Raw genomic sequence first — 23,808 nt, forward strand, 5'->3', positions numbered from 1 at the left:
CAGGATGAACAATTTCCAGAAAGATATTGATGACAGGACAAACCTAACCCTGTCTAACCGTTTTGAACTGCTGCTGTTTCGCCTCGGCAAATCTGTTGAGGAGCAGAAATCAGAGCTGTTTGGCATCAACGTATTCAAGCTGCGTGAAATCGTGCCGATGCCGACCTTTACGCGTCCGGCGGGTATGAAGGCCCCGTTACTGGGTATGGTTAACATTCGCGATCAGGTGATCCCGGTGATTGACCTGCCCGCCGTCGCGGGCTGTAAGCCAGAGACCGGACTCAATATTCTGTTGATCACAGAATATGCCCGCAGCGTCCAGGCTTTTGCGGTGGAGTCAGTGGAAAATATTATGCGCCTGGACTGGCAACAGGTGCATACCGCCGAGAAAGCCGTCAATGGTCGCTATATCACCAGTATCGCTTGCCTGGACGACAACAAAGAGACCAACAACCTGGCGCTGGTACTCGACGTTGAGCAGATCCTGTACGACATCGTACCGGCGAACCACGACCTGCGCGCAACCGATCTGAAAACCAATAAATTCAACATCACGCCGGGTGCGGTGGCGATTGTGGCTGATGATTCCAAAGTGGCCCGCGCAATGCTGGAAAAAGGGCTTAACGCCATGGAGATCCCGCATCTGATGCATGTAACAGGTCAGGATGCGTGGGAAAAAATACAGCAGCTTTCCGCAGAAGCGCTGGCGGAGGGCAAGCCTGTCAGTGAGAAGATCGCTCTGGTTCTCACCGATCTCGAAATGCCGGAGATGGACGGTTTTACGCTTACCCGTAAGATAAAAACCGACGAACGTCTGAAGAAAATCCCGGTCGTTATCCACTCTTCGCTTTCCGGTAGCGCGAACGAAGATCACGTTCGCCGAGTAAAAGCAGATGGCTACGTGGCCAAATTCGAAGTCAATGAGCTTTCTTCAGTGATCCAGGAAGTGATGGATCGCACAGCGAAAGGCATCAGCGGTCCGCTGGTGAGCCGTCAGCTATTAAACTGACCGTATTTCACGCATAAAAAAACCCGCCAAGGCGGGTTTTTTCGTTTCTGCATTTCGTTTACATCAGCGGAGTCGCTAACTGCACAATGCTGATCAGCGGTTGCGGGTAAATACCCAGCACCAGTACCAGCAGAGCAGAAATCAGCACCACGATACCGCCCGCGCTGTACTGCCAGTTGGACGGCGCATCGCGGTTCAACTGCTGCGGTGCGCTCAAGTACAGGCTCACCGCAACACGCAGGTAGTAGTACAAACCAATCGCGGAACCGACCACCACCGCGGCAACCAGCCACCACAGGTTAGCCTGTACACCGACGGCCAGTACGTAGAACTTACCGATAAAGCCCAGCGTCATCGGGATACCTGCCAGAGACAGCATCATCACCGTCATCACTGCCGCGAGGATCGGACGATGCCAGAACAGACCACGGTAGGAGAACAGAGAGTCTGCATCCGGACCGCGGTACGGGCTGGACATCAGGCTGACCACACCGAACGCGCCGAGGCTGCTGAACAGGTAACCGGCCAGGTAAACGCCAACCGCTTCCATCGACATCTCGCCGCTCTGCAGAGCAATCAGCGCCACCAGCAGGTAGCCGAGGTGAGAGATAGAAGAGTAACCGAGCAGACGTTTAATATTGGTCTGGCTCAGCGCCATCAGGTTACCGAAGATGATGGAAGCAAAGGCAATCACGCCCAGTACGATACGTACCGCTTCGCTATCCCCTACCGGTGCGTACAGGAACAGACGCATCACCACGCCGAAGATAGCGATTTTGCTCGCCGTCGCCAGGAAAGTGGAAACCGGAGCAGGAGCGCCCTGGTATACGTCTGGCGTCCACAGGTGGAACGGAACCAGCGAGAGTTTAAAGCCGAGGCCAACAATCATCAGACCGAAGCCCGCCAGCAGCAGCGGTTCGTGCAGCATGCCGTCGCCGAGGCTCTTACCGAGCGCAACAAACGACAGATTACCAGACTGCGCGTACACCAGCGCCATACCGAACAGCAGGAAGGAAGACGCTGCGGCAGACAGAATGGTGTATTTGATACTGGCTTCCAGCGAACGTTTCTGACGGAACGCATAGCCAACCAGACCAAACAGCGGCAGAGAGATCAGCTCAATACCAAGGAACAGCGCCGCCAGATGGTTAGCGTTAGCCAGCAGAATACCGCCAAGTGCGGCAATCAGCACCAACAGGTAGAACTCTTCCCGGTTGTCATCGTAGCCTTCCAGCCACGGGTAAGCGAAGGTACAGGTGGCAAGACTCGCCAGCAGCACCAGCCCGGTGTAGAGCATGGCGAAACCGTCAACCCGCATCAGCGGGGTGACGTCCATGGCGCCCGCCTGGCCAACAAACCAGAGCGAAACAAGCGCGGCGTTAAGCCCAATGACCGACAGCGTGGCATTGAGGAAGTGATTGCGTCGCCACGCAATGGAGAGCATCACAACCACCACCGTCAAGCCGACGATCAGCAGCGGTAGCAGCGCAATCAGGTGTTGTGGAGTTATTGTCATGGCGATTTACGGCCTTGTAGTAGTAACGGAATTAACAAACCACTGCTGGATGTTGCTCATCGCAGAATGCGAGGTATCCAGAATCGGCTGCGGATAGAAGCCAAGCAGTACCAGAAGCACAACCAGCAACAGGATGATAAACAGCTCACGCAGCGACATCCCTGGCAGTTCAACACTGGCAATCTGGCTCTTCGCTTTACCGAAGTAAGCGCGATGCAGCATCGCCAGCGAGTAAACAGAGGCAAACACCAGACCAAAGGTCGAGATCACGGTAATGACCGGAACCACCTGGTAGCTGCCGAACAGAATCATAAATTCGCCAACGAAGTTACCTGTACCCGGCATACCCAGCGTACACACTGCGAAGAACATCGACAGCGCAGGCAACCATTTCATTTTGCCCCACAGGCCGCCCATCATACGCATATCACGCGTGTGCAGACGTTCGTACAGCTGACCACACAGAATGAACAGACCGGCTGCGGACAGACCGTGCGCAATCATCTGGATAACAGCACCCTGGTACGCCAGCTGGCTGCCGGTGTAGATAGCAATCAGTACGAAGCCCATGTGCGATACGGAGGTGTAAGCGATCAGACGTTTGATATCGTACTGATTAAAGGCCATCCACGCGCCGTAGAAGATACCGATAACGCCCAGCCACATTGCGATAGGTGCAAACTCAGCCGACGCGTTCGGGAACAGCGGCAGAGAGAAGCGCAGCAGACCGTAAGCCGCGGTTTTCAGCAAGATCCCCGCCAGGTCAACGGAACCTGCGGTCGGCGCCTGGGAGTGCGCATCCGGCAACCAGCCGTGCAGCGGAACCACCGGCATTTTCACCGCGAAGGCGATGAAGAAGCCCAGCATCAACAGATATTCCACACCGTGGGACATCGGGGTATTCAGCAGCTCTTCATAGTTGAAGGTCCACACACCGGTCGCTTTATAGTGCACAAACACCAGCGCCAGGATGGCAATCAACATCACCAGACCACTCGCCTGGGTATAAATGAAGAACTTGGTCGCCGCAGTGATACGCGTTTTACCATCAGAGGCTTTATGGCCCCACAACGCGATCAGGAAGTACATCGGCACCAGCATCATTTCCCAGAAGAAGAAGAACAGGAACATGTCGATGGCAAGGAACACGCCGATCACGCCGCCTAAGATCCACATCAGGTTCAGATGGAAGAAGCCCTGGTATTTTTCGATTTCATTCCAGGAGCAAAGTACCGCCAGAACACCGAGCAGACCGGTCAGCACTACCATCAGCAGCGACAGACCGTCGATAGCCAGATGAATAGAGATGCCAAAACGTGGGATCCACGGCAGGACAAATTCAGACTGCCACTGCGGAATGCCAGCGGATTGCGTCAGTGAATAGCCGCCCTGCAACCACAGTTGCAGGCCAAGCGCCAGCGTCAATCCCATGGTAATCAGCGCGATCCAGCGCGGCACCTTCACGCCAAAGCGTTCGGTCTGCCAGCACAGGAAGCCACCGATAAAGGGAATTAATATCAACCAGGGTAATAACATAGCTAAGTATGTCCCTTATATTTACTCCTGCTCAGGCTATCTCACTCGTCAGCCCAAATCCCGGCAGTGCTCGCAATCTTCACGTACTTCAGTACGCTCCGGTTGCTCTGCGCTGGCGGTCTCCGGTCTGACTTCGCCGATGACGCCTGTACATCAGGAACAGATTTTCAACGAATTCTAAAAATTATTTTTGGGTTTGTAGGCCGGATAAGCGCAGCGCCATCCGGCAATCGTTCATCCAGCCAACAAACTCAACGCAGTACCATCAACAGTGCCAGCACAACGACGGCGCCGATGCTCATTGATGCAACATACCAGCGCAGATAACCGTTCTCGCTCAACAGCAGGCCTTTACCTGCAAAGCGGGAAAGGATCGCCGGAATGTTCATCATTGAGTTGAGCGGATCGCGTTTCAGCAACCAGGCAACACCCAGGAACGGCTTGACGAACACTTTGTCGTACAGCCAGTCGAAGCCCCAGGCGTTATACCACCAGGTACCCAGCAGGCGGCCCGGCGCACTGTTCGCAATCGACGTCACCAGCGTGCGTTTACCCAGCCACAGCCATGCTGCGATCAGGATGCCCGCAATCGCTACGATACCGGAGGTAATTTCCAGCGTCATGACGCGACCATGCTCAAGCTCGGTCGTCGCAGGCAGTACACCCTGCAGCGGCGGCACAATCAGCGCGCCAACGAAGGTGGACAGGATCATCAGCACAATCAGCGGCAGATGATGGGTAATCCCCTTCCCTGCGTGGGCGTGAATTTGTTCTTTACCGTGGAACACGATGAAAATCATACGGAAGGTGTACAGAGAGGTCATGAATGCACCGACCAGACCTGCAACCATCAGATTAATATGACCATTCGCCATTGCACCGGCCAGAATCTCATCCTTACTGAAGAAGCCAGCGGTAATCAGCGGCAGAGCCGACAGCGCCGCGCCACCGATCAGGAAGCAGAGATACACCAGCGGAATTGACTTACGCAGCCCGCCCATCTTGAAGATGTTCTGTTCGTGGTGGCAAGCCAGGATAACCGAGCCGGATGCCAGGAACAGCAGCGCTTTAAAGAAGGCGTGCGTCATCAGGTGGAAAATCGCCGCATCCCACGCCTGTACGCCGAGAGCCAGGAACATATAACCAATCTGGCTCATGGTGGAGTACGCAAGAACGCGTTTGATGTCGGTCTGTACCAGCGCAGCAAAACCCGCCAGCACCAGCGTGATCGCACCGATAATCCCCACCAGGTGCAGGATTTCAGGCGTCATCAGGAACAGGCCGTGCGTACGTGCTATCAGGTAGACACCAGCGGTAACCATCGTCGCGGCGTGGATCAACGCGGAGACAGGCGTCGGGCCGGCCATCGCATCAGCAAGCCAGGTCTGCAACGGCAGCTGTGCAGATTTACCGACCGCACCGCCCAGCAGCATCAGGGTTGCCCACATCAGCATGTTGTTACCGTCTGCAAAGTGCGCAGGCGCCAGTTCCACCATTTCGCGGAAGTTCAACGTGCCCAGCTCGTTGTAGAGGATGAACAGCGCGAACGCCAGGAATACGTCACCAACGCGGGTTACCACGAAGGCTTTCATTGCCGCAGCGCCATTCTTCGGATCGGTGTAGTAGAAACCAATCAGCAGATAGGAGCACAGGCCCACGCCTTCCCAGCCGAGGTACATCAGCAGCAGGTTATCCGCCAGTACCAGAACCACCATGCTGGCGATAAACAGGTTGGTGTAGGCGAAGAAACGAGAATAGCCCTCTTCTCCGCGCATATACCAGGAGGCGAACATGTGGATCAGGAAACCAACGCCGGTCACCACGGAGAGCATGGTCAGCGACAGGCCGTCCAGCACCAGGTTGAAGCCGATGTTGAAGTCGCCGACTGACATCCACGTCCACAGCGGCTGGCTGTAAGCCTGCTGGCCATTGGCAAAGAAATCAACGCCAACAAACGCAGTCACCAGCGCGGCCAGACCGATCGACCCGACACCCACGGTAGCGGACAGATTTTCTGACCAACGACCACGAGAAAACGCCAGTAATACAAAGCCAATAAATGGCAGAATAATGGTTAAGGCAAGCATGTTCATCCACGCATCTCACTTACTGAATCGATGTTCAGGTTCTGGCGACGGCGATGAAGTTGCAGCAACAGCGCAAGCCCAATGCTCGCTTCGGCAGCCGCAAGGCTGATGGCGAGAATATACATCACCTGACCATCGGTCTGGCCCCAGTAGCTTCCGGCGACCACAAAGGCCAGCGCGGAGGCGTTAATCATGATTTCCAGTCCGATCAGCATAAACAGCAGATTGCGGCGGATAACCAGACCGGTTAAGCCCAGCACGAATAAGATCGCAGCGAGGATCAGTCCATGTTGTAAGGGGATCATGCGTGCTCCTCCGTTTTTCTTTTCGCGCGGTCATCGGTGCGATTGCTCAGCACTTCACCAGAACGCTCTTCGCGCCCCACGTGGAAGGCCACAACCAGACCCGCCAGCAGCAGCATCGAAGCCAGTTCAACCGCCAGTACATACGGTCCGAACAGGGAAATACCGACTGCTTTCGCGCTAATTGGCGTGCCGTCGATGCCCTGATCGTTAACGCCCAGAATGGCGTAAACAATAACCACCAGCATAATGGCCGACAGAATCGCCGGACCAATCCACACCTGCGGTTTCAGCCACTGACGTTCCTGTTCAATTTCAGAACCACCAAGGTTGAGCATCATCACCACGAACACGAACAGCACCATGATGGCGCCCGCGTAGACGATAATTTCCAGCGCACCAGCGAAGTAAGCGCCTAACGAGAAGAACACCCCAGAAATCGCCAGCAGCGAAATAATCAGGTATAGCAACGCGTGTACCGGATTGGTGTGGGTGATCACCCGCAAGGTTGCGAGAATGGCTATCAGGCCACAGATATAAAAAGCGAACTCCATTGCCCCTCTCCTTACGGTAACAGGCTCTTGACGTCGATAGGCTTAGCTTCGTTCTCTGCTTCACCCTTATCTTTGCCGTCGATTGCCATACCTGCCATCCGGTAGAAGTTATATTCCGGGTATTTGCCCGGACCGGAGATCAGCAGATCCTCTTTCTCGTAAACCAGGTCCTGGCGCTTGTACTCACCCAGCTCGAAATCTGGAGTCAGCTGAATAGCCGTAGTCGGACAGGCTTCTTCGCACAGGCCGCAGAAAATGCAGCGTGAGAAGTTAATGCGGAAAAACTCCGGATACCAGCGGCCGTCTTTGGTCTCTGCTTTTTGCAGAGAAATACAGCCTACCGGACACGCTACCGCACACAGGTTACAGGCAACGCAGCGCTCTTCACCGTCTGGATCACGAGTCAGAACGATACGACCACGAAAACGGGGCGGTAGATAGACCGGCTCTTCCGGATACATCTGCGTTTCGCGTTTCGCGAACGCATGCAGGCCGATCATCCAGATACTACGTACCTGGGTGCCGAAACCTACGAACAATTCTTTTAAGGTCATGGTCTTTGTGTCCCTTATTGCGCCTGCCAGAGAATGACAGCCGCCGTTACCAGCAAGTTGACGAGCGTCAGCGGCAGACAGACTTTCCAGCCGAAGGACATTACCTGGTCATAACGAGGACGCGGTAACGACGCACGAATCAAAATGAACATCATCATGAAGAACGCGGTTTTCAGCGCGAACCAGACGAATGGCGGTAAGAACGGGCCATGCCAGCCACCGAAGAACAGGGTAACCATCAGTGCAGAAATGGTGACGATACCGATGTATTCACCCACGAAGAACAAACCGAATTTCATACCGGAATATTCAATGTGGTAACCGTCGGCCAGTTCCTGCTCGGCTTCTGGCTGGTCAAACGGGTGACGGTGGCACACCGCCACGCCCGCGATGGCAAAGGTGACAAAACCAAAGAACTGCGGAATAACGTTCCAGATATCAGCCTGGTTGTTGACGATGTCGGTCATGTTAAATGAACCGGCCTGCGCCACCACGCCCATCAGGGAAAGCCCGAGGAACACTTCGTAGCTCAGCGTCTGCGCAGACGCACGCATCGCACCGAGCAGGGAGTATTTGTTGTTACTGGACCAGCCAGCGAACAGCACCGCGTATACCGCGAGGCCCGCCATCATCAGGAAGAACAGGATCCCGATGTTCAGGTCAGCAACCACCCAGTTCGGACTCACCGGCACGATGGCGAAAGCCAGCAGCAGCGAGGTGAAGGCGATCATCGGTGCCAGGGTAAAGATGACGCGATCCGAGAATTTCGGGATCCAGTCTTCTTTAAAGAACATCTTGATCATGTCCGCAACCAGCTGGAGCGAACCGCCCCAGCCAACACGGTTCGGTCCGTAACGGTTCTGGAACAGACCCAGCAGACGACGTTCGCCAAAGCTCATGAATGCCCCGCAGGTGACCACCACCAGCAGGATCACGACCGCTTTGAGAATGCTCAGCAGGATCTCAATCAGATCGGGTGTAATCCAACTCATTGTTGTGCCTCCTGCAGATCCTCAAGACGCGCACCTGCCAGAACCGGCGCGATGCCAGGCATACCCATCGGCAAACCAACCTGCCCTGCCGTTAATCCTTCAGCGATTTCAACCGGCAGCGTAACCGTGTTGCCATCGTAGCTGAAAGAAACGCGCGTACCGGCATTAACACCCAACTTCGCGGCATCAGCCGGGTTGAGTTTGATGTACGGCTGCGGCATGCGAGTCTGGAAGACTGGCGCACGCTGGGACATTTCGTCACTGCCAAACAGATGGTAGTACGGCGCTATACGCCACTGACCATCCTGAGCCTGGAAGCTCGCCGGAACGGTAGTGAAGTAATCCATACCATCTGCAGAAGCTTCGATCAGACGCACGCCCGGATCGCCATGACGCAGTTTACCGCCCACTTCATCCTGGAACTTGTTCCACGCCTGTGGGGAGTTCCAGCCCGGAGCCCAGGCAAACGGAATTTGTGAACGCGGCGCAGACGGTTGGTTGTTCCCTTCCATAGAGAAGGCGAACATAGTGTCTTTGTCCTGCGGCTGGCGCGGTTCGTGTACGCTGATGTTGGCGCGCATTGCGGTACGACCGCTGTAGCGGTGCGGTTCACGTGCCAATTTCTGTCCACGGATACGGAAGCTTGCGTCCGGAGCGGCATCTTTGATACCCGCCAGTTGCGGCAGCTTCTCAACGACCGCGTCGATAACGTGGTCGAGCTGCGTCCAGTCCACTTCGCGGCTCTGCACGGTGCTGTGCAGCGAGTGCAGCCAGCGCCAGCTTTCCAGCATCACGGTGTTACTGTCGTAGTAGGACGGGTCGTAGACCTGGAAGAAACGCTGAGCGCGGCCTTCGTTGTTAATCACCGTACCATCGCTTTCGGCGAAGCTTGCGGCGGAAAGCACCAGATGAGCGTTTTCCATAATTGCCGTACGCTGATGGTCAATGACCAGTACCAGCGGTGCTTTCGCCAGCGCAGCGTTCACACGCGTTGCTGAAGCATGGCGATGCAGGTCATTCTCCAGCACCACAACGGCGTCAGCACGACCTGTTTCCAGCTCGGTCAGCGCATCGTCAAGGGAACCACCGCCAATCATACCCAGGCCCATGCTGTTAACAGAGCGAGCAATCATGGTGATGCCGACGTCTGCGCCACGGCCTTTCAGCGCCTTCGCCACGTTGGCAGCCGCCTGAATCACTTCGGCGCTACCGGCGTTGGTGCCGGAAATAATCAGTGGTTTCTTCGCCCCGGCCAGTGCCTGAACGATAACGTCAATTTTGTTCTGCAGGTCACGGTCGATACCGTCAACCGCCGGAGCGTTGTTATCCAGCGCATGAGCGATAGCGAAACCTAAACGCGCCTGATCTTCAACCGGTGCACGATAGGTCCATGCGGCGATGTCATCCAGACGGGTGTTATCGACGTTGGTAACGAACAGCGGGTGCTTAGCACGCTGGCCGATGTTAAGGATTGCTGCGATCTGCCAGTCAGCCACTTTCTGTGCCGCCGCCATTTCACGCGCTTTACCTTTCACCGCCTGACGCACTGCCAGCGCAACGCGTGCGCCGGTCTGGGTGACATCTTCGCCCAGCACCAGAACCGCATCATAAGATTCGATTTCGCGCAGTGCCGGAGTATGAATCCCGCCGTCACGCAGCACGCTCAGTGCCAGTTGCAGACGTTCCTGCTCGCCCTGGGCGATACCGGTATAGAAGTTATCCGCACCCACCAGTTCACGCAGCGCGAAGTTACTTTCAACGCTGGCGCGCGGGGAGCCGATACCAATTACTTTCTTCGACTGACGCAGAATATCTGCCGCGCCCTGCATCGCCTGCTCGGCGTTGAGCGTGATCAGGTCATCGCCACGACGCTGTACTGGCTGACGCGGACGGTCTTTCAGGTTCACGTAACCATAGCCAAAACGACCACGGTCGCAGAGGAAGTAGTGGTTAACGGTACCGTTATAACGGTTTTCGATACGACGCAGTTCACCATAGCGTTCGCCCGGGCTGGTGTTACAGCCGATGGAACACTGCTGGCAGATGCTCGGCGCAAACTGCATGTCCCATTTACGGTTATAACGCTCAGAGTGCGTTTTATCGGTGAAGACGCCGGTCGGGCAAATTTCTACCAGGTTACCGGAGAACTCACTTTCGAGCGTACCGTCTTCCGGGCGGCCAAAGTAGACGTTGTCATGTGCGCCATAGACGCCCAGATCCGCGCCATCGGCGTAATCTTTGTAGTAACGTACGCAGCGATAGCAGGCGATGCAGCGGTTCATTTCGTGAGAGATGAACGGCCCCAGGTCCTGGTTACGGTGAGTACGCTTCGTGAAGCGGTAGCGACGGAAGCTGTGACCGGTCATGACGGTCATATCCTGCAGGTGGCAGTTGCCGCCCTCTTCACAGACCGGACAGTCGTGCGGGTGGTTAGTCATCAACCACTCCACGACGCTTTCGCGGAACTGTTTCGCTTCTTCGTCATCAATAGAAATAAAGGTGCCTTCGGTGGCCGGTGTCATACAAGACATCACCAGGCGACCACGCGTGTCTTCCGCGTTTTGATATTGCTTCACCGCACACTGGCGGCAAGCACCGACGCTTCCCAGCGCCGGGTGCCAGCAAAAGTACGGAATATCAAGGCCGAGAGACAGACAAGCTTCCAGCAGGTTGTCCGCTCCGTTGACCTCATATTCTTTGCCGTCTACATGAATCGTAGCCATAGTCAGCATGCTTCCAGTTGGCTCGGTCGTAACCGAGCGTTAATCGAATTTCTTATCGCGACACAGGGCTAACCCTGTAATCACCAGCGCTCTTTCAGCAGGTTCGGCTGAATACCACCAATCTGATGGGTATTGCTGAAGGACTGCTTGATGCCAGCTTCGAATTCTTCGCGGAAATATTTAATGGCGCTCTGCAGCGGTTCCACTGCACCCGGTGCGTGTGCACAGAAGGTTTTACCCGGGCCGAGGAAACGACACAGTTGCTCAAGTGTCTCGATATCCCCAGGCTGGCCTTCGCCACGCTCCAGCGCGCGCAGAATTTTCACACTCCACGGCAGACCGTCACGGCACGGCGTACACCAGCCGCAAGACTCGCGGGCAAAGAACTCTTCGAGGTTACGCACCAAAGGAACCATGCCAATCTCGTGATCAACAGCCATGGCCAGCGCGGTGCCCAGACGGCTACCTGCTTTACCAATGCTTTCGAATTCCATCGGCAGATCGAGGTGTGCTTCGGTCAGGAAGTCAGTCCCTGCACCGCCTGGCTGCCAGGCTTTAAACTTCAGTCCATCGCGCATGCCGCCCGCGTAATCTTCGAGGATCTCACGCGCGGTAGTACCGAAAGGCAGTTCCCACAGGCCAGGATTCTTCACGCGACCAGAGAAGCCCATCAGCTTGGTGCCCGCGTCTTTGCTCTTCGAAATGTTCTGGTACCACTCCACGCCGTTCGCGAGGATAGCCGGTACGTTACACAGGGTTTCGACGTTGTTTACGCAGGTCGGTTTGCCCCATGCGCCAGAGCTTGCCGGGAACGGCGGCTTGGAGCGCGGGTTAGCACGGCGACCTTCGAGGGAGTTGATCAGCGCGGTTTCTTCACCGCAGATGTAACGCCCTGCCCCGGTGTGGACAAACAGTTCGAAGTCGAAACCAGTGCCCATGATGTTTTTGCCAAGCAGACCGGCTTCGGTCGCTTCGGCAATCGCGCGACGCAGATGCACGGCTGCTTCGATATATTCACCGCGCAGGAAGATGTAACCACGGTACGCTTTCAGCGCAAACGCGGAAATCAGCATGCCTTCCACCAGCAGGTGCGGCAGCTGTTCCATCAGCAGACGGTCTTTATAGGTGCCCGGCTCCATTTCATCGGCGTTACACAGCAGGTAACGGATGTTCATGGATTCGTCTTTCGGCATCAGGCTCCACTTCAGACCGGTGGAAAAGCCCGCGCCGCCGCGCCCTTTCAGGCCAGCGTCTTTTACCTGATTAACGATTTCGTCCGGTGACAGCCCGGTCAGGGCCTTACGCGCACCTTCGTAGCCGTTCTTGCTACGGTATTCGTCCAGCCAGACCGGCTGTTTGTCATCACGCAGACGCCAGGTCAGCGGATGGGTTTCGGGAGTACGGATAATGTCTTTCATTTATACCGCTCCAGTAGTTCGGGAATGCCTTCCGGGGTCAGGTGAGCGTGAGTATCCTCATCGATCATCATGTTTGGCCCTTTATCGCAGTTCCCCAGGCAACAGGTCGGCAGCAGCGTAAAGCGACCATCAAAGGTCGTCTGCCCCGGCTTGATGTTGAGTTTTTTCTCAAGCGCGGCCTGGATCCCCTGGTAGCCGTTGATATGGCACACCACGCTGTCGCAATAGCGGATCACGTGGCGACCTACCGGCTGGCGGAAGATCTGGCTATAAAACGTAGCAACACCTTCTACGTCGCTTGCCGGAATACCCAGCACATCAGCGATCGCATAGATCGCCCCATCCGGCACCCAGCCACGCTGTTTCTGAACGATTTTCAGCGCTTCAATGGACGCCGCACGCGGGTCTTCGTAGTGGTGCTTCTCGTGCTCAATCGCTTCACGCTCAGCCGCACTCAGCTCAAAAGCCTCGGTTTGTGGTTGTTGATTCTCGTGCATAATTAGCGGTCCACATCTGACATAACAAAATCGATACTACCCAGATGGACGATTAAGTCGGACACCAGGCTGCCACGTACCGCTACCGGGATCTGCTGCAGGTGCGCATAGCTCGGGGTACGGATACGGGTACGGTAACTCATGGTGCTGCCATCGCTGGTCAGGTAGTAACTGTTGATACCCTTGGTCGCTTCCACCATCTGGAAGGACTCGTTTGCCGGCATAACCGGACCCCACGAAACCTGCAGGAAGTGGGTGATCAGGGTTTCGATATGTTGCAGCGTGCGCTCTTTCGGCGGCGGCGTCGTCAGCGGGTGATCCGCTTTGAACGGGCCTTCCGGCATGTTATTGAGGCACTGCTCAAGGATGCGCAGACTCTGGCGCAGCTCTTCAACTTTCAGCATCACGCGGGTATAGCAGTCAGAAACGCCGCCGCCAACCGGGACTTCAAAGTCAAAGTTTTCGTAACCAGAGTACGGACGCGCTTTACGCACGTCGAAATCAATACCGGTCGCGCGCAGCGCAGCACCGGTACAACCCCAGTCCAGCGCTTCTTTCTTACCGTAAGCGGCAACGCCCTGCGAACGGCCTTTCAGGATGGTGTTACGCAGTGCGGCTTTCTCGTAAGAATCCAGACGTTTTGGCATCCAGTCGAGGAAGTCACGCAGCAGCTTGTCCCAACCGCGCGGCAGATCGTGTGCCACACCGCCGATACGGAACCAGGCCGGGTGCATACGGAAACCGGTGATCGCTTCCACCACGTCATAGATTTTCTGACGGTCGGTAAAGGCGAAGAAGACCGGGGTCATCGCGCCGACGTCCTGAATGAACGTGGAGATGTACAGCAGGTGGCTGTTGATACGGAACAGTTCGGACAACATCACGCGAATCACGTTGACGCGATCCGGTGTGGTGATACCAGCCAGCTTCTCAACGGCCAGTACGTAAGGCATTTCGTTTACGCAGCCGCCGAGGTACTCAATACGGTCGGTGTACGGAATGTAGCTGTGCCAGGACTGACGTTCACCCATCTTTTCAGCGCCACGGTGGTGGTAGCCGATGTCAGGTACGCAGTCGACGATTTCTTCGCCATCAAGCTGCAGCACAATACGGAAAGCACCGTGAGAAGACGGGTGGTTAGGACCGAGGTTGAGGAACATGAAGTCCTCGTTTTCGGTACTACGCTTCATACCCCAATCTTCAGGTTTGAAGGTCAGCGCTTCCATTTCCAGATCCTGTTTGGCTTTAGTCAGCTCAAACGGATCAAATTCGGTCGCACGCGCCGGGTAGTCTTTACGCAGCGGATGACCTTCCCAGGTATGCGGCATCAGCAGACGCGTCAGGTGCGGGTGACCTTCGATATCGATGCCAAACATTTCCCAGGTTTCACGCTCGTACCAGTTGGCGTTCGGGAACAGTTTGGTGAAAGTCGGTACGCGCAGATCGTTTTCAGACAAAGCCACCTTGAGCATGATATCGCGATTGCGTTCAATGGAAATCAGGTGATAGAAAACGGAAAAATCCGCGGCAGGTAACCCTTCGCGGTGCGTACGCAGACGTTCGTCCATGCCGTGTAAGTCAAACAGCATGACGTAAGGTTTCGGCAGTCTCTTTAAGAAATCGCCAACTTCCAGTAATTGTTCACGCTTGACCCAAACAACGGGTACCCCGGTGCGAGTCGCCTGAACGGTAAAGGCATCCGGCCCAAAACGGTTGCGCAGTTCGCCAATGACCGGGTCATCAAGGTGATCCCGTGTTTGCCATACGGCGTCTTGCGCGGTTAAGTCGGTCATATTGTTCACCATTGCAAATGGTCCGTGGTGGTCGGCAGTGCTTCGCGCTATTTATGTAGTGATAAGCGAAGGAAGTGCTGCTGCCGACAGGCGCAAATTAAATCTCGTCTGGTGTACGAAGATTCGTTACAGCAATACGTTCGCCGCGTTTACGCTCGCGTTCTGACTGCATATTGGCGCGATAAACGCCCTGATCGCCAACCACCCAGGAGAGCGGACGGCGTTCTTTGCCAATGGAATCTTGCAGCAGCATCAGAGCCTGCATATACGCTTCTGGGCGCGGCGGACATCCCGGGATGTACACATCGACCGGAATAAATTTATCAACGCCCTGCACCACAGAATAGATGTCGTACATACCGCCGGAGTTGGCGCATGCGCCCATGGAAATAACCCATTTCGGTTCCAGCATCTGATCGTAGAGGCGCTGAATAACTGGTGCCATTTTGGTAAAGCAGGTTCCGGCTACGACCATCAGGTCAGCCTGACGCGGCGATGCACGCAGTACTTCCGCACCAAAACGGGCCACATCGTGCACGGCGGTAAACGAGGTCACCATCTCAACGTAGCAGCAGGAAAGGCCAAAGTTATATGGCCAAATTGAGTTTTTACGGCCCCAGTTAACCATGTCATGCAGTTTGCCCATGAACACGTTTTTGTTAACTTCTTGTTCCAGGGGGTCGGTTACGATCTCCTGTTTTTGCAGGGGGTAACGGTCGTTCTCACCGTTAGGATCTATGCGGGTGAGCGTATAATCCATCTTAATGCCTCGCGGTTAGCGTTGACGATTAGCGATACTGTTCGTTTCCGGGTTCATACGCTCGCGGCGTGAACGCGCGGGCGTCCAGTCCAGCGCGCCAATACGCACCAGATAAACCAGACCTGCCAGTAACACAAAAATAAAAATTGCAGCTTCCACAAAGCCAATCCAACCGCTTTCACGGATAGAAGTTGACCATGCGAACAGATACAGCGCTTCAACGTCGAAGATAACGAAGAACATGGCTACCAGATAAAACTTGGCAGACAGGCGCAGGCGGGCGGTGCCGACCGAGTCGATACCTGATTCAAACGGCACGTTTTTAGATCTCGCGCGTGCGCGACCCCCTAAAAACCAGCCGCCGACGAGCATCAGGCAGCACAGGCCAATGGCAACGATAAGAAAGATAGCGAATGCCCAGTGATGAGCGATGATTTCAGTGGATGTTGACATACTCATTGCTTACTCATCAAAAGTAGCGCCAAATTCTCTGCTCTTTTCGGCAGATGAACGCCACATCGATTCATGGGGAGGAATAAAAAAACCTTACAATCACTGTGAAAAATCATTTTATACAGCTAATTGATGGGGTTTTTTACTCCTTTCTATAACCTTTTGTCAACTTTAACAAAAGTTTCCTCACATTATTTTACACTGTTCCAACTTCATTAACATAAAGTGCTCTTTAGACCCACTTCGATTGCATCATCGGTCATTTTTAATGTTGTTGAATCGTGTCCGTAGTGAAGTAAAAAAGATAATACACGTCTATTTTGACAGGAATTCACCCAGATGCCTCCCCCTAAATGGGAGTATTTTCTTGATCTGTGACACGCTTTTGTTAATTCACCATAAAAAACAGCAACAATTTCTCTAGTTTTTTAACATGGAAACATTTAGCAACTCAGCTGATTATTTTTCATCCTATTGTCAGTCTGTTTTTTTACCTGCTGATTTTGTTAAGTTTTAGTATATGAATGAACAGAAAGCAGTAATATTTGCATAAAAAAAGAGCCGCTGGATGTTTTTTCATCATCAGTGGCTCTTTTTTACACTTACATTTTAAAACGTTTTTTTGTGACGCTTTACTCAAAGTCGCCTTCAACAATCAGCGAGTCATCTCCCCCTTCAGGGGTAAACTGATTGTATTGCCAAGGATTTTGATATGTCTGCATCGACTTAAAGATAACCTGAGCTAATTCATTTTGCGTGGCCGGATCGCTGCACAGCAGATACTCGGTATCAGGCAGAGGTGGTAATCCGTCTGCCGCACCCAGTACGCGTAAATCCGGGCTCATCATTTCGACAGGACGGGCAGTAACGCCCAGCCCTGCTTTTACCGCCGCGCGGACCGCAGGCAATGTTGAAGCGACATAAGCCAGACGCCACGGGATCTGTGCGGCATTCAACGTCGCCAGCACGATATCGCGAAACGGGCTGGGATCGTCCAGCAGAACTAACGGCACCGGTTCCCCTTTTTGCAGGATATATTCGGCTGCGCAATACCAGTGCGTCGGTGAAGTCCGCAAATTCAGGCACTCAAAATCGCCAGGTCGGTTAGTGGTGACCACTAAATCCACTTCTTGCGACTTAAGCATCTCCACCATGTAGGCGTTGCGTTTCACTCTGACATCCAGTGCAAGTTTCGGATAAACCGAACTTATACGGTTAAGCAGAAAAGGGAGTATGGTATCGGCGGATTCATCAGAAGCACCGATAGTTAACACCCCCTGAAGATTGTTAAACATCAATGATGAGCATGCCTCATCATTAAATCGCAGTATTTTCCTGGCGTAACCCAACAGCTGGATACCATGTTCGGTCAGCAGTTTGTTGCGTCCATGGCGCGCGAACAACTCTTTCCCCACAAGTTGTTCAAGACGCTGCATTTGCTGACTTACCGCAGACTGAGTTCGACATACCGCAGCTGCCGCAGCCGCAAAGGTATTCAGGTCGGCAACAGCAACAAAGGTTCTCAGCAGATCGAGGTCGAGGTTAATTATCGGACGATTTGCATTTATCATAGTTTTTCACTTACTCGCGGGTCATACCGGGTTAATGCTGTGCATTCAGAATCAAACAACTCCATTTGTAATGTGCCTCCCTTCAGTTTCGCTTAGTGTAACCAAGTGAAAATAAGGATGTATTTGGTTTAACAAACGAAACAATTCTCTTTCTGAGCTATTTTAATACCCGTGATATTCATCGGAATATAGCAACGAGAAAGAGCCGTATTTTTAGCTGCTGGATGATTCTGACTAATGGGAAACATGTAAATTTTGTAAATTTAAAAAATAGTTAACGAACAATAATTTACACATTAAAAACTAACTTTTCAGGATGTTAGGAACAACCAACAAACATTTGAATTATCGTAAAATTCGTACTACACACCATTTCATAGGAGTTATCTTAACCTAAAACCACTATATTTATAAGTGTTATCGCGAATAATTCCGGGCAAATTGGTGTTATGTCAGCGCAACGGTTTTCGTATTATTGGCCCACTCAATTTGATGTCGTTTAAATAATAAATAATAATTAATTAAGAATCTCTCAATTCATTAATTATGCTTAACAATGGATTCACACCGCATCACGCAGGGATCAGACCGATAACAGATTTCGCAGGCAAAACCTCAGTATTTTCGAATTACGCCATTCAGCTGAGATCTCGGCTACCTTTTTCTTTACAGGTCTAACTTTTTTCGACCAGACAAATCACCACACCCACACTAACAAAGCAAAATATAAACCACAAAAAACACAACAATCCAGATTATTACTCTACAAAAATCACATTATTTAGTTATTAACAGTGAATTATAATCCTCCTGCTTTCCAAAATCTTCTACTAAAGACCCTTCAAAACTCACCGTCGTGGGAGTACATTGTGCTGGGCTGACTTCCACGGCAGGGAGTGGCATTCACAGCTAAAAAGGTCAACGTTCATGTCCCCCATTGAAAAATCCAGCAAATTAGAAAACGTCTGTTATGACATTCGCGGCCCGGTTCTGAAGGAAGCAAAGCGCCTGGAAGAAGAAGGCAACAAAGTTCTGAAACTGAACATCGGCAACCCTGCGCCTTTCGGGTTTGAAGCGCCAGATGAAATTTTGGTGGATGTGATCCGCAATTTGCCAACTGCGCAAGGATATTGCGATTCCAAAGGCCTTTATTCAGCCCGCAAAGCAATCATGCAGCATTACCAGGCCCGTGGGATGCGCGACGTAACCGTGGAAGATATCTATATCGGTAACGGCGTATCTGAATTGATTGTGCAGGCCATGCAGGCATTGCTAAACAGTGGGGACGAAATGCTGGTTCCTGCACCTGATTATCCACTGTGGACGGCGGCGGTTTCGCTCTCTGGTGGTAATGCCGTGCACTACCTGTGTGACGAATCGTCAGACTGGTTCCCGGACCTGGATGATATCCGCGCCAAAATTACGCCGCGTACCCGTGGGATCGTCATCATCAACCCAAACAACCCTACTGGCGCGGTGTATTCTAAAGAGCTGCTGATGGAGATTGTTGAGATTGCCCGCCAAAACAATCTCATCATCTTTGCGGACGAGATTTACGACAAAATTCTTTACGATGACGCCGAGCACCACTCGATTGCGGCAATGGCCCCTGACCTGCTGACTATTACCTTTAACGGCCTGTCAAAAACCTATCGTGTTGCCGGTTTCCGCCAGGGCTGGATGGTATTGAACGGACCGAAGAAACATGCCAAAGGGTATATCGAAGGCCTTGAGATGCTGGCTTCTATGCGCCTTTGTGCCAACGTTCCGGCACAACATGCCATTCAGACCGCACTGGGTGGATATCAGAGCATCAGCGAATTCATCATGCCAGGCGGGCGTCTGTATGAGCAACGTAACCGCGCCTGGGAACTGCTTAATGACATCCCCGGCGTCTCTTGCGTAAAACCGCGCGGTGCGCTGTATATGTTCCCGAAAATTGATGCTAAACGCTTCAATATTCATGACGACCAGAAAATGGTACTCGACTTCCTGTTGCAGGAAAAAGTACTGCTGGTCCAGGGGACGGCATTCAACTGGCCGTGGCCGGATCATTTCCGCATCGTCACGCTACCGCGTATTGACGATATCGAAATGTCGCTGAGTAAATTTGAGCGTTTCCTGTCAGGATATCGCCAGCTGTAACCACGCAAAGTGCTGCCGGGTTTGCATCCGGTAGCACTCTCTGCGCAAAATACCGTTACTGAAGTCACTGAGTAAGGGTCGTTATGAAGCAGAGCCACTTTTTTGCCCACCTCTCCCGTCTGAAACTCATTAACCGCTGGCCGCTGATGCGCAACGTGCGCACCGAAAACGTGTCCGAACACAGTCTGCAGGTTGCCATGGTTGCCCATGCGCTGGCCGCAATTAAAAACCGTAAATTTGGTGGTCAGGTTAATGCTGAGCGTATTGCCCTGCTGGCGATGTATCACGATGCGTCAGAGGTGTTAACCGGCGATCTCCCTACCCCAGTGAAATATTTCAACTCGCAGATTGCCCAAGAATATAAAGCGATAGAGAAAATTGCCCAACAAAAACTGGTCGATATGGTTCCCGATGAGCTGCGCGATATTTTTGCGCCGCTCATTGATGAACATGCCTTAAGTGAAGAAGAGAGGTCGATTGTTAAACAGGCCGATGCCCTGTGCGCGTATCTGAAGTGCCTGGAAGAACTCTCTGCCGGTAACAACGAATTTCTGCTGGCGAAAACACGTCTGGAAAAAACGCTGGAGTCACGACGCAGCGAAGAGATGGACTACTTTATGGACGTATTCGTCCCGAGTTTTCACCTCTCATTAGATGAAATCAGTCAGGATTCTCCATTGTAAGTTTGCGGCGACATTGCCTTTGTAGGCCGGATGAGGCGTTAGCCGCCATCCGGCACATAAAAATCAAAACGGAAACAGCATCGGGATCATCACCACGCACACCACCATCACAATGATGGTAAACGGCACGCCAATTTTTACGAAATCGCTAAAGCTGTAGTTACCCGGCCCGAGTACCAGTGTGTTTACCGGTGAAGAAACTGGCGTCATAAAGGCTGCGGAAGCCGCCATCGCAATCACCATTGCAAAAGGATACGGCGAAACGCCCATCGACTTTGCTGCCGCCAGCGCAATCGGCGCCATCAGTACCGCCGTCGCAGTGTTAGAGATAAATAACCCAATGGTCGCGCACAGCACGAACAGACAGCCCAGCATCATATACGGGCCGTACCCTCCACCAACGTCCATTAGCCCTTTAACCACCAGATCGACGCCGCCCGTTTTTTGTAATGCCAGCGCAAAAGGCATCATTCCGACAATCAAAATAATACTTGGCCAGTGAATGGCTTTGTAGGCGCTTTCGGCATCGATGCAGCGGAATTTTCCCATCAGCAAACAGGCGATAATCGCGGCAACTGTATTAGGGATTTCATCGGTGAGCATTAACGCGACCATCAGCACCAGACAGAAAATCGCATGCGGCGCCTGGCTGTGCGCCGGAGAAGCTTCACTGACTTCCACGGGCATATTCAGCACCACGAAATCGCGCCCTTTTTGCCCCAACAAAGTGATGAGTTTCCAGTTGCCCACCACCAGAATGATATCGCCCATCAGTAGTGGTTCATCAACCACCGCTCCGGCCAGTGCCGTACCATCACGCTTCAGTCCGACGACATTAAGCCCGTAACGCGAACGAAAAGCGATTTCCCGTACCGTTTTGCCGATCAATTCCGATTCAGGAATCAATGAAATCTCGGCCATACCCACATCAAGCGCCTGCTCGGAGAAGTATTCACCACGCAGCACCATCGGCTCCAACAGTTGCTCGCTGCAAAACTCACGCAGGTCAACGTCGGCCGCTGACATATCGATCAGCAATACGTCACGGGCACGGAACTCAGAAACCCCGTTAACATCGACAATCACGCGGCGAAAACGCCGCCAGCGTTCAACACCAATCACGTTTGCCCCGTAGCGTTCACGCAATTTCAGGTCATCCAGACGTTGGCCAATCATGGGAGAACCCGGGCGAATCGCCAGGCGACGGGCACGCCCTGTCAGGCGATATTCTTTGATCAGATCGCGAAAGGTCCGGCGCTTCCAGCCGTCTCCCGGCTGCCCGGAGTCTTCGCCTTTCAGCATAAAACGCATCACCAGCATATAAATTATGCCGAGTACCAACACCACCAGTCCCAGTGGGGTTACGCTAAAAAAGCTAAAACCGTTAAGTCCTTCACGTAACAATTCACTGTTGACGACCAGGTTCGGCGGCGTTGCCACCAGCGTCATCATGCCGCTTATCAATCCGGCAAAGCTCAATGGCATCATCAGGCGTGAGGGGGAGATTTGCATGCGCATGGAAACGCTTAAGACAACCGGAATAAAGATGGCGACCACACCGGTCGAACTCATGAAGGCACCGAGTCCGGCTACGGTTATCATCAGCAACACCAGCATTTTAACTTCACTGCTGCCAGCGACCTTCACCAGCCAGGCACCCATTACCGTCGCCACGCCGGTACGCACCAGGCCGTCGCCGATAATGAATAAAGCCGCTATCAAAATAACGTTAGGATCGCTGAACCCGGAAAAAGCCTCTGTGATGCTCAATGTTCCGCTCAGAACAAAGGCAATAATGACCAGCAAAGCGACCGCGTCCATACGCACTCTGCCAGTTGCAAACAAGACGACGGCAATCGCCAGCAATGAGAGAACCCATATCAATTCACCGTTCACAACATATCCTTGTTAAATGAGAGGGATGGGCTGATTCTGCCATAAAAAAGCCCCAACAATCTGGGGCTAAATCATGATCAGGTATTTCTTATAACGACCACATTTCCGTTGGGTTGTTTGGTCACAGAAATATGTTCCAGACTGGTCAGCGAAAAATCAACCTCGTCCAGACGCGGCGTATCCGCTGGCGCGTTAACCGCGATGACATGACACCCAGCAGCCAGTCCTGAGAGCACCCCGGCGGGGGCATCTTCCACCACTGCACATTCCTGCGGCGCCAGACCCAGAAGTTGAGCGCCTAACAGATACGCGTCTGGCTCTGGCTTCCCTCTTTTTACCCGCTCAGCGGTGACAAACACTTCTGGAGCAGGAAGCCCAGCAACACGATGGCGCGCCCGTGCGACCGGCATGGAGCCGGAGGTCACAATCGCCCATGGAATACCCGCTTTATTGAGATGGTTGAGTAAATCAACTGCCCCCGGCAGCGCGGTGATCCCGGCGGTTTCCGTCGCTTCGATCTGCTCCAGACGGGTAAATTCCGCGGCGATCTCTGCCTCAGACTTGCCCACCATAAAGTGTCGCAGGGAGGTAATGGCCTGCTTGCCATGAATAAAGCCGAGTACCTCGGCGTGATCGAGGCCGAAGCGATCGGCCCAGTTGCACCACGCACGCTCTACTGCGGGTAAGGAATCGACCAGCGTTCCATCCAGATCAAACAGAAAACCTTTGCACTGCACGCTCGCCCCCTCAGGCATTAATGATTTGGTTAATTTCATTCGCGCTCAGGTGATACTGACGCGGGCAAGAGTGCCAAACATTCAGCATACGCTGATATTTTTCCCACATTGGGGTCTGGGCGTTGAAGCCATGCGTACCCGCATCAAAGTGGGTGTAACGACCTTCCACATTGACCATAAAACGAACGTACCCGAGGAAACGGGCTTCCGTTGCGGCGTCAAAACCGAGGAAGGTCACGCGACGCTCATCAATAGCCTGCGCATCCTTAAGATTAGTCCAGGACACATGTAATGCGTGATACATCTCCATAATATCGATAATCGTACGACAGGTTTCTTCCGTCAGTTCACCAAACTCACGATCCAGCTCACGCATCTGCAAGCCGTAACCGCGTTCAATAATCGTCTGCAAACGACGATAACGCTCGGCGTTAGTTGGATCGAGCATAGTCATCATTTTGTACTGATTCGACAAAATCAGACGTTGAGCGTTGGTCATTTCCATTTGGGACTCCTGTATCACTACTACTGCGATGAAAAAAAAGAAGGCATCTTGTGCCTTCTTTTATATGCGTAATCAGG

20 protein-coding genes are annotated in these 23,808 nt (G+C 53.2%); 3 read left to right on the forward strand and 17 right to left on the reverse strand.

The genetic code is table 11. The annotated features are described in order from the left end of the window. Positions 1-4 precede the first annotated feature (4 nt). The gene (locus tag OGX86_RS11620) at positions 5-1,009 is read left to right on the forward strand and encodes a chemotaxis protein (protein ID WP_032944079.1); all 1,005 of its coding nucleotides are present in this window, start codon (positions 5-7) and stop codon (positions 1,007-1,009) included. A gap of 58 nt (positions 1,010-1,067) precedes the next feature. On the opposite strand, the gene nuoN is transcribed toward OGX86_RS11620, so the two are convergent. From nuoN to lrhA, 14 genes are all read right to left on the reverse strand, one after another. Continuing rightward, positions 1,068-2,525, reverse strand: coding sequence for an NADH-quinone oxidoreductase subunit NuoN (nuoN, locus tag OGX86_RS11625; protein WP_003027689.1), 1,458 nt, complete (start codon positions 2,523-2,525; stop codon positions 1,068-1,070). A gap of 6 nt (positions 2,526-2,531) precedes the next feature. Further along, positions 2,532-4,061, reverse strand: coding sequence for an NADH-quinone oxidoreductase subunit M (nuoM, locus tag OGX86_RS11630; protein WP_003027692.1), 1,530 nt, complete (start codon positions 4,059-4,061; stop codon positions 2,532-2,534). Between the two features lie 251 nt (positions 4,062-4,312). Further along, entirely contained in the window at positions 4,313-6,154 is a 1,842-nt protein-coding gene (nuoL, locus tag OGX86_RS11635; RefSeq protein ID WP_003834744.1) for an NADH-quinone oxidoreductase subunit L, read from the reverse strand. Next, a complete protein-coding gene (nuoK, locus tag OGX86_RS11640; protein WP_000612644.1) occupies positions 6,151-6,453 on the reverse strand; it encodes an NADH-quinone oxidoreductase subunit NuoK in 303 nt (100 codons plus the stop codon). Before nuoK ends, nuoL begins: the two co-directional genes overlap by 4 nt. Next, positions 6,450-7,004 carry an NADH-quinone oxidoreductase subunit J gene (gene nuoJ / locus OGX86_RS11645; RefSeq protein WP_003028059.1) on the reverse strand — a complete coding sequence of 185 codons (555 nt, stop codon included), beginning with the start codon at positions 7,002-7,004 and terminating at the stop codon, positions 6,450-6,452. The genes nuoK and nuoJ overlap by 4 nt, the downstream gene beginning before the upstream one ends. A gap of 11 nt (positions 7,005-7,015) precedes the next feature. Continuing rightward, positions 7,016-7,558, reverse strand: a complete 543-nt coding sequence (nuoI, locus tag OGX86_RS11650) for an NADH-quinone oxidoreductase subunit NuoI (protein ID WP_003028062.1) — start codon at positions 7,556-7,558, stop codon at positions 7,016-7,018. A 14-nt stretch (positions 7,559-7,572) separates the two neighbouring features. Then, positions 7,573-8,550, reverse strand: a complete 978-nt coding sequence (gene nuoH / locus OGX86_RS11655; RefSeq protein ID WP_003028063.1) for an NADH-quinone oxidoreductase subunit NuoH — start codon at positions 8,548-8,550, stop codon at positions 7,573-7,575. Next, positions 8,547-11,273: an NADH-quinone oxidoreductase subunit NuoG gene (gene nuoG / locus OGX86_RS11660; RefSeq protein ID WP_032941985.1), complete on the reverse strand. Its 2,727-nt coding sequence runs from the start codon at positions 11,271-11,273 to the stop codon at positions 8,547-8,549. Before nuoG ends, nuoH begins: the two co-directional genes overlap by 4 nt. An 80-nt stretch (positions 11,274-11,353) precedes the next feature. Next, positions 11,354-12,691 carry an NADH-quinone oxidoreductase subunit NuoF gene (gene nuoF, locus OGX86_RS11665; RefSeq protein WP_003834753.1) on the reverse strand — a complete coding sequence of 446 codons (1,338 nt, stop codon included), beginning with the start codon at positions 12,689-12,691 and terminating at the stop codon, positions 11,354-11,356. After that, positions 12,688-13,188, reverse strand: a complete 501-nt coding sequence (nuoE, locus tag OGX86_RS11670) for an NADH-quinone oxidoreductase subunit NuoE (protein WP_003028069.1) — start codon at positions 13,186-13,188, stop codon at positions 12,688-12,690. The genes nuoF and nuoE overlap by 4 nt, the downstream gene beginning before the upstream one ends. A 2-nt stretch (positions 13,189-13,190) precedes the next feature. After that, positions 13,191-14,993: an NADH-quinone oxidoreductase subunit C/D gene (gene nuoC / locus OGX86_RS11675; protein WP_003834757.1), complete on the reverse strand. Its 1,803-nt coding sequence runs from the start codon at positions 14,991-14,993 to the stop codon at positions 13,191-13,193. A gap of 85 nt (positions 14,994-15,078) precedes the next feature. Beyond that, positions 15,079-15,741, reverse strand: a complete 663-nt coding sequence (gene nuoB, locus OGX86_RS11680) for an NADH-quinone oxidoreductase subunit NuoB (protein ID WP_003028075.1) — start codon at positions 15,739-15,741, stop codon at positions 15,079-15,081. A gap of 15 nt (positions 15,742-15,756) precedes the next feature. Continuing rightward, the gene (gene nuoA, locus OGX86_RS11685; protein WP_003028077.1) at positions 15,757-16,200 is read right to left on the reverse strand and encodes an NADH-quinone oxidoreductase subunit NuoA; all 444 of its coding nucleotides are present in this window, start codon (positions 16,198-16,200) and stop codon (positions 15,757-15,759) included. A 626-nt stretch (positions 16,201-16,826) separates the two neighbouring features. Then, complete coding sequence (gene lrhA / locus OGX86_RS11690) at positions 16,827-17,765, reverse strand: transcriptional regulator LrhA (RefSeq protein WP_003834760.1); 939 nt, start codon at positions 17,763-17,765, stop codon at positions 16,827-16,829. Positions 17,766-18,692: 927 nt separating this feature from the next. Here lrhA and alaA point away from each other — a divergent pair. Both alaA and yfbR read left to right on the forward strand, forming a co-directional pair. Beyond that, positions 18,693-19,910 carry an alanine transaminase AlaA gene (alaA, locus tag OGX86_RS11695; RefSeq protein WP_003028082.1) on the forward strand — a complete coding sequence of 406 codons (1,218 nt, stop codon included), beginning with the start codon at positions 18,693-18,695 and terminating at the stop codon, positions 19,908-19,910. Positions 19,911-19,993: 83 nt separating this feature from the next. After that, positions 19,994-20,593, forward strand: a complete 600-nt coding sequence (gene yfbR / locus OGX86_RS11700; RefSeq protein WP_003028083.1) for a 5'-deoxynucleotidase — start codon at positions 19,994-19,996, stop codon at positions 20,591-20,593. 63 nt (positions 20,594-20,656) lie between these two features. Here the strand turns inward: yfbR and OGX86_RS11705 are convergent, their stop codons facing one another. The 3 genes from OGX86_RS11705 to OGX86_RS11715 all read right to left on the reverse strand — a co-directional run bounded on the left by OGX86_RS11705 (position 20,657) and on the right by OGX86_RS11715 (position 23,731). Beyond that, on the reverse strand, positions 20,657-22,489 hold the full coding sequence (locus OGX86_RS11705; RefSeq protein WP_048224738.1) for an SLC13 family permease: 1,833 nt from the start codon (positions 22,487-22,489) through the stop codon (positions 20,657-20,659). 77 nt (positions 22,490-22,566) lie between these two features. Beyond that, the gene (locus OGX86_RS11710; RefSeq protein ID WP_008785348.1) at positions 22,567-23,244 is read right to left on the reverse strand and encodes a sugar phosphatase; all 678 of its coding nucleotides are present in this window, start codon (positions 23,242-23,244) and stop codon (positions 22,567-22,569) included. After that, positions 23,237-23,731, reverse strand: a complete 495-nt coding sequence (locus OGX86_RS11715) for a YfbU family protein (RefSeq protein ID WP_003028086.1) — start codon at positions 23,729-23,731, stop codon at positions 23,237-23,239. The genes OGX86_RS11710 and OGX86_RS11715 overlap by 8 nt, the downstream gene beginning before the upstream one ends. Between the last annotated feature and the right edge of the window lie 77 nt (positions 23,732-23,808).

Origin of the sequence: Citrobacter sp. Cpo040, from assembly GCF_030332915.1 — a bacterium.
Classification (GTDB): Bacteria; Pseudomonadota; Gammaproteobacteria; order Enterobacterales; family Enterobacteriaceae; genus Citrobacter; species Citrobacter portucalensis.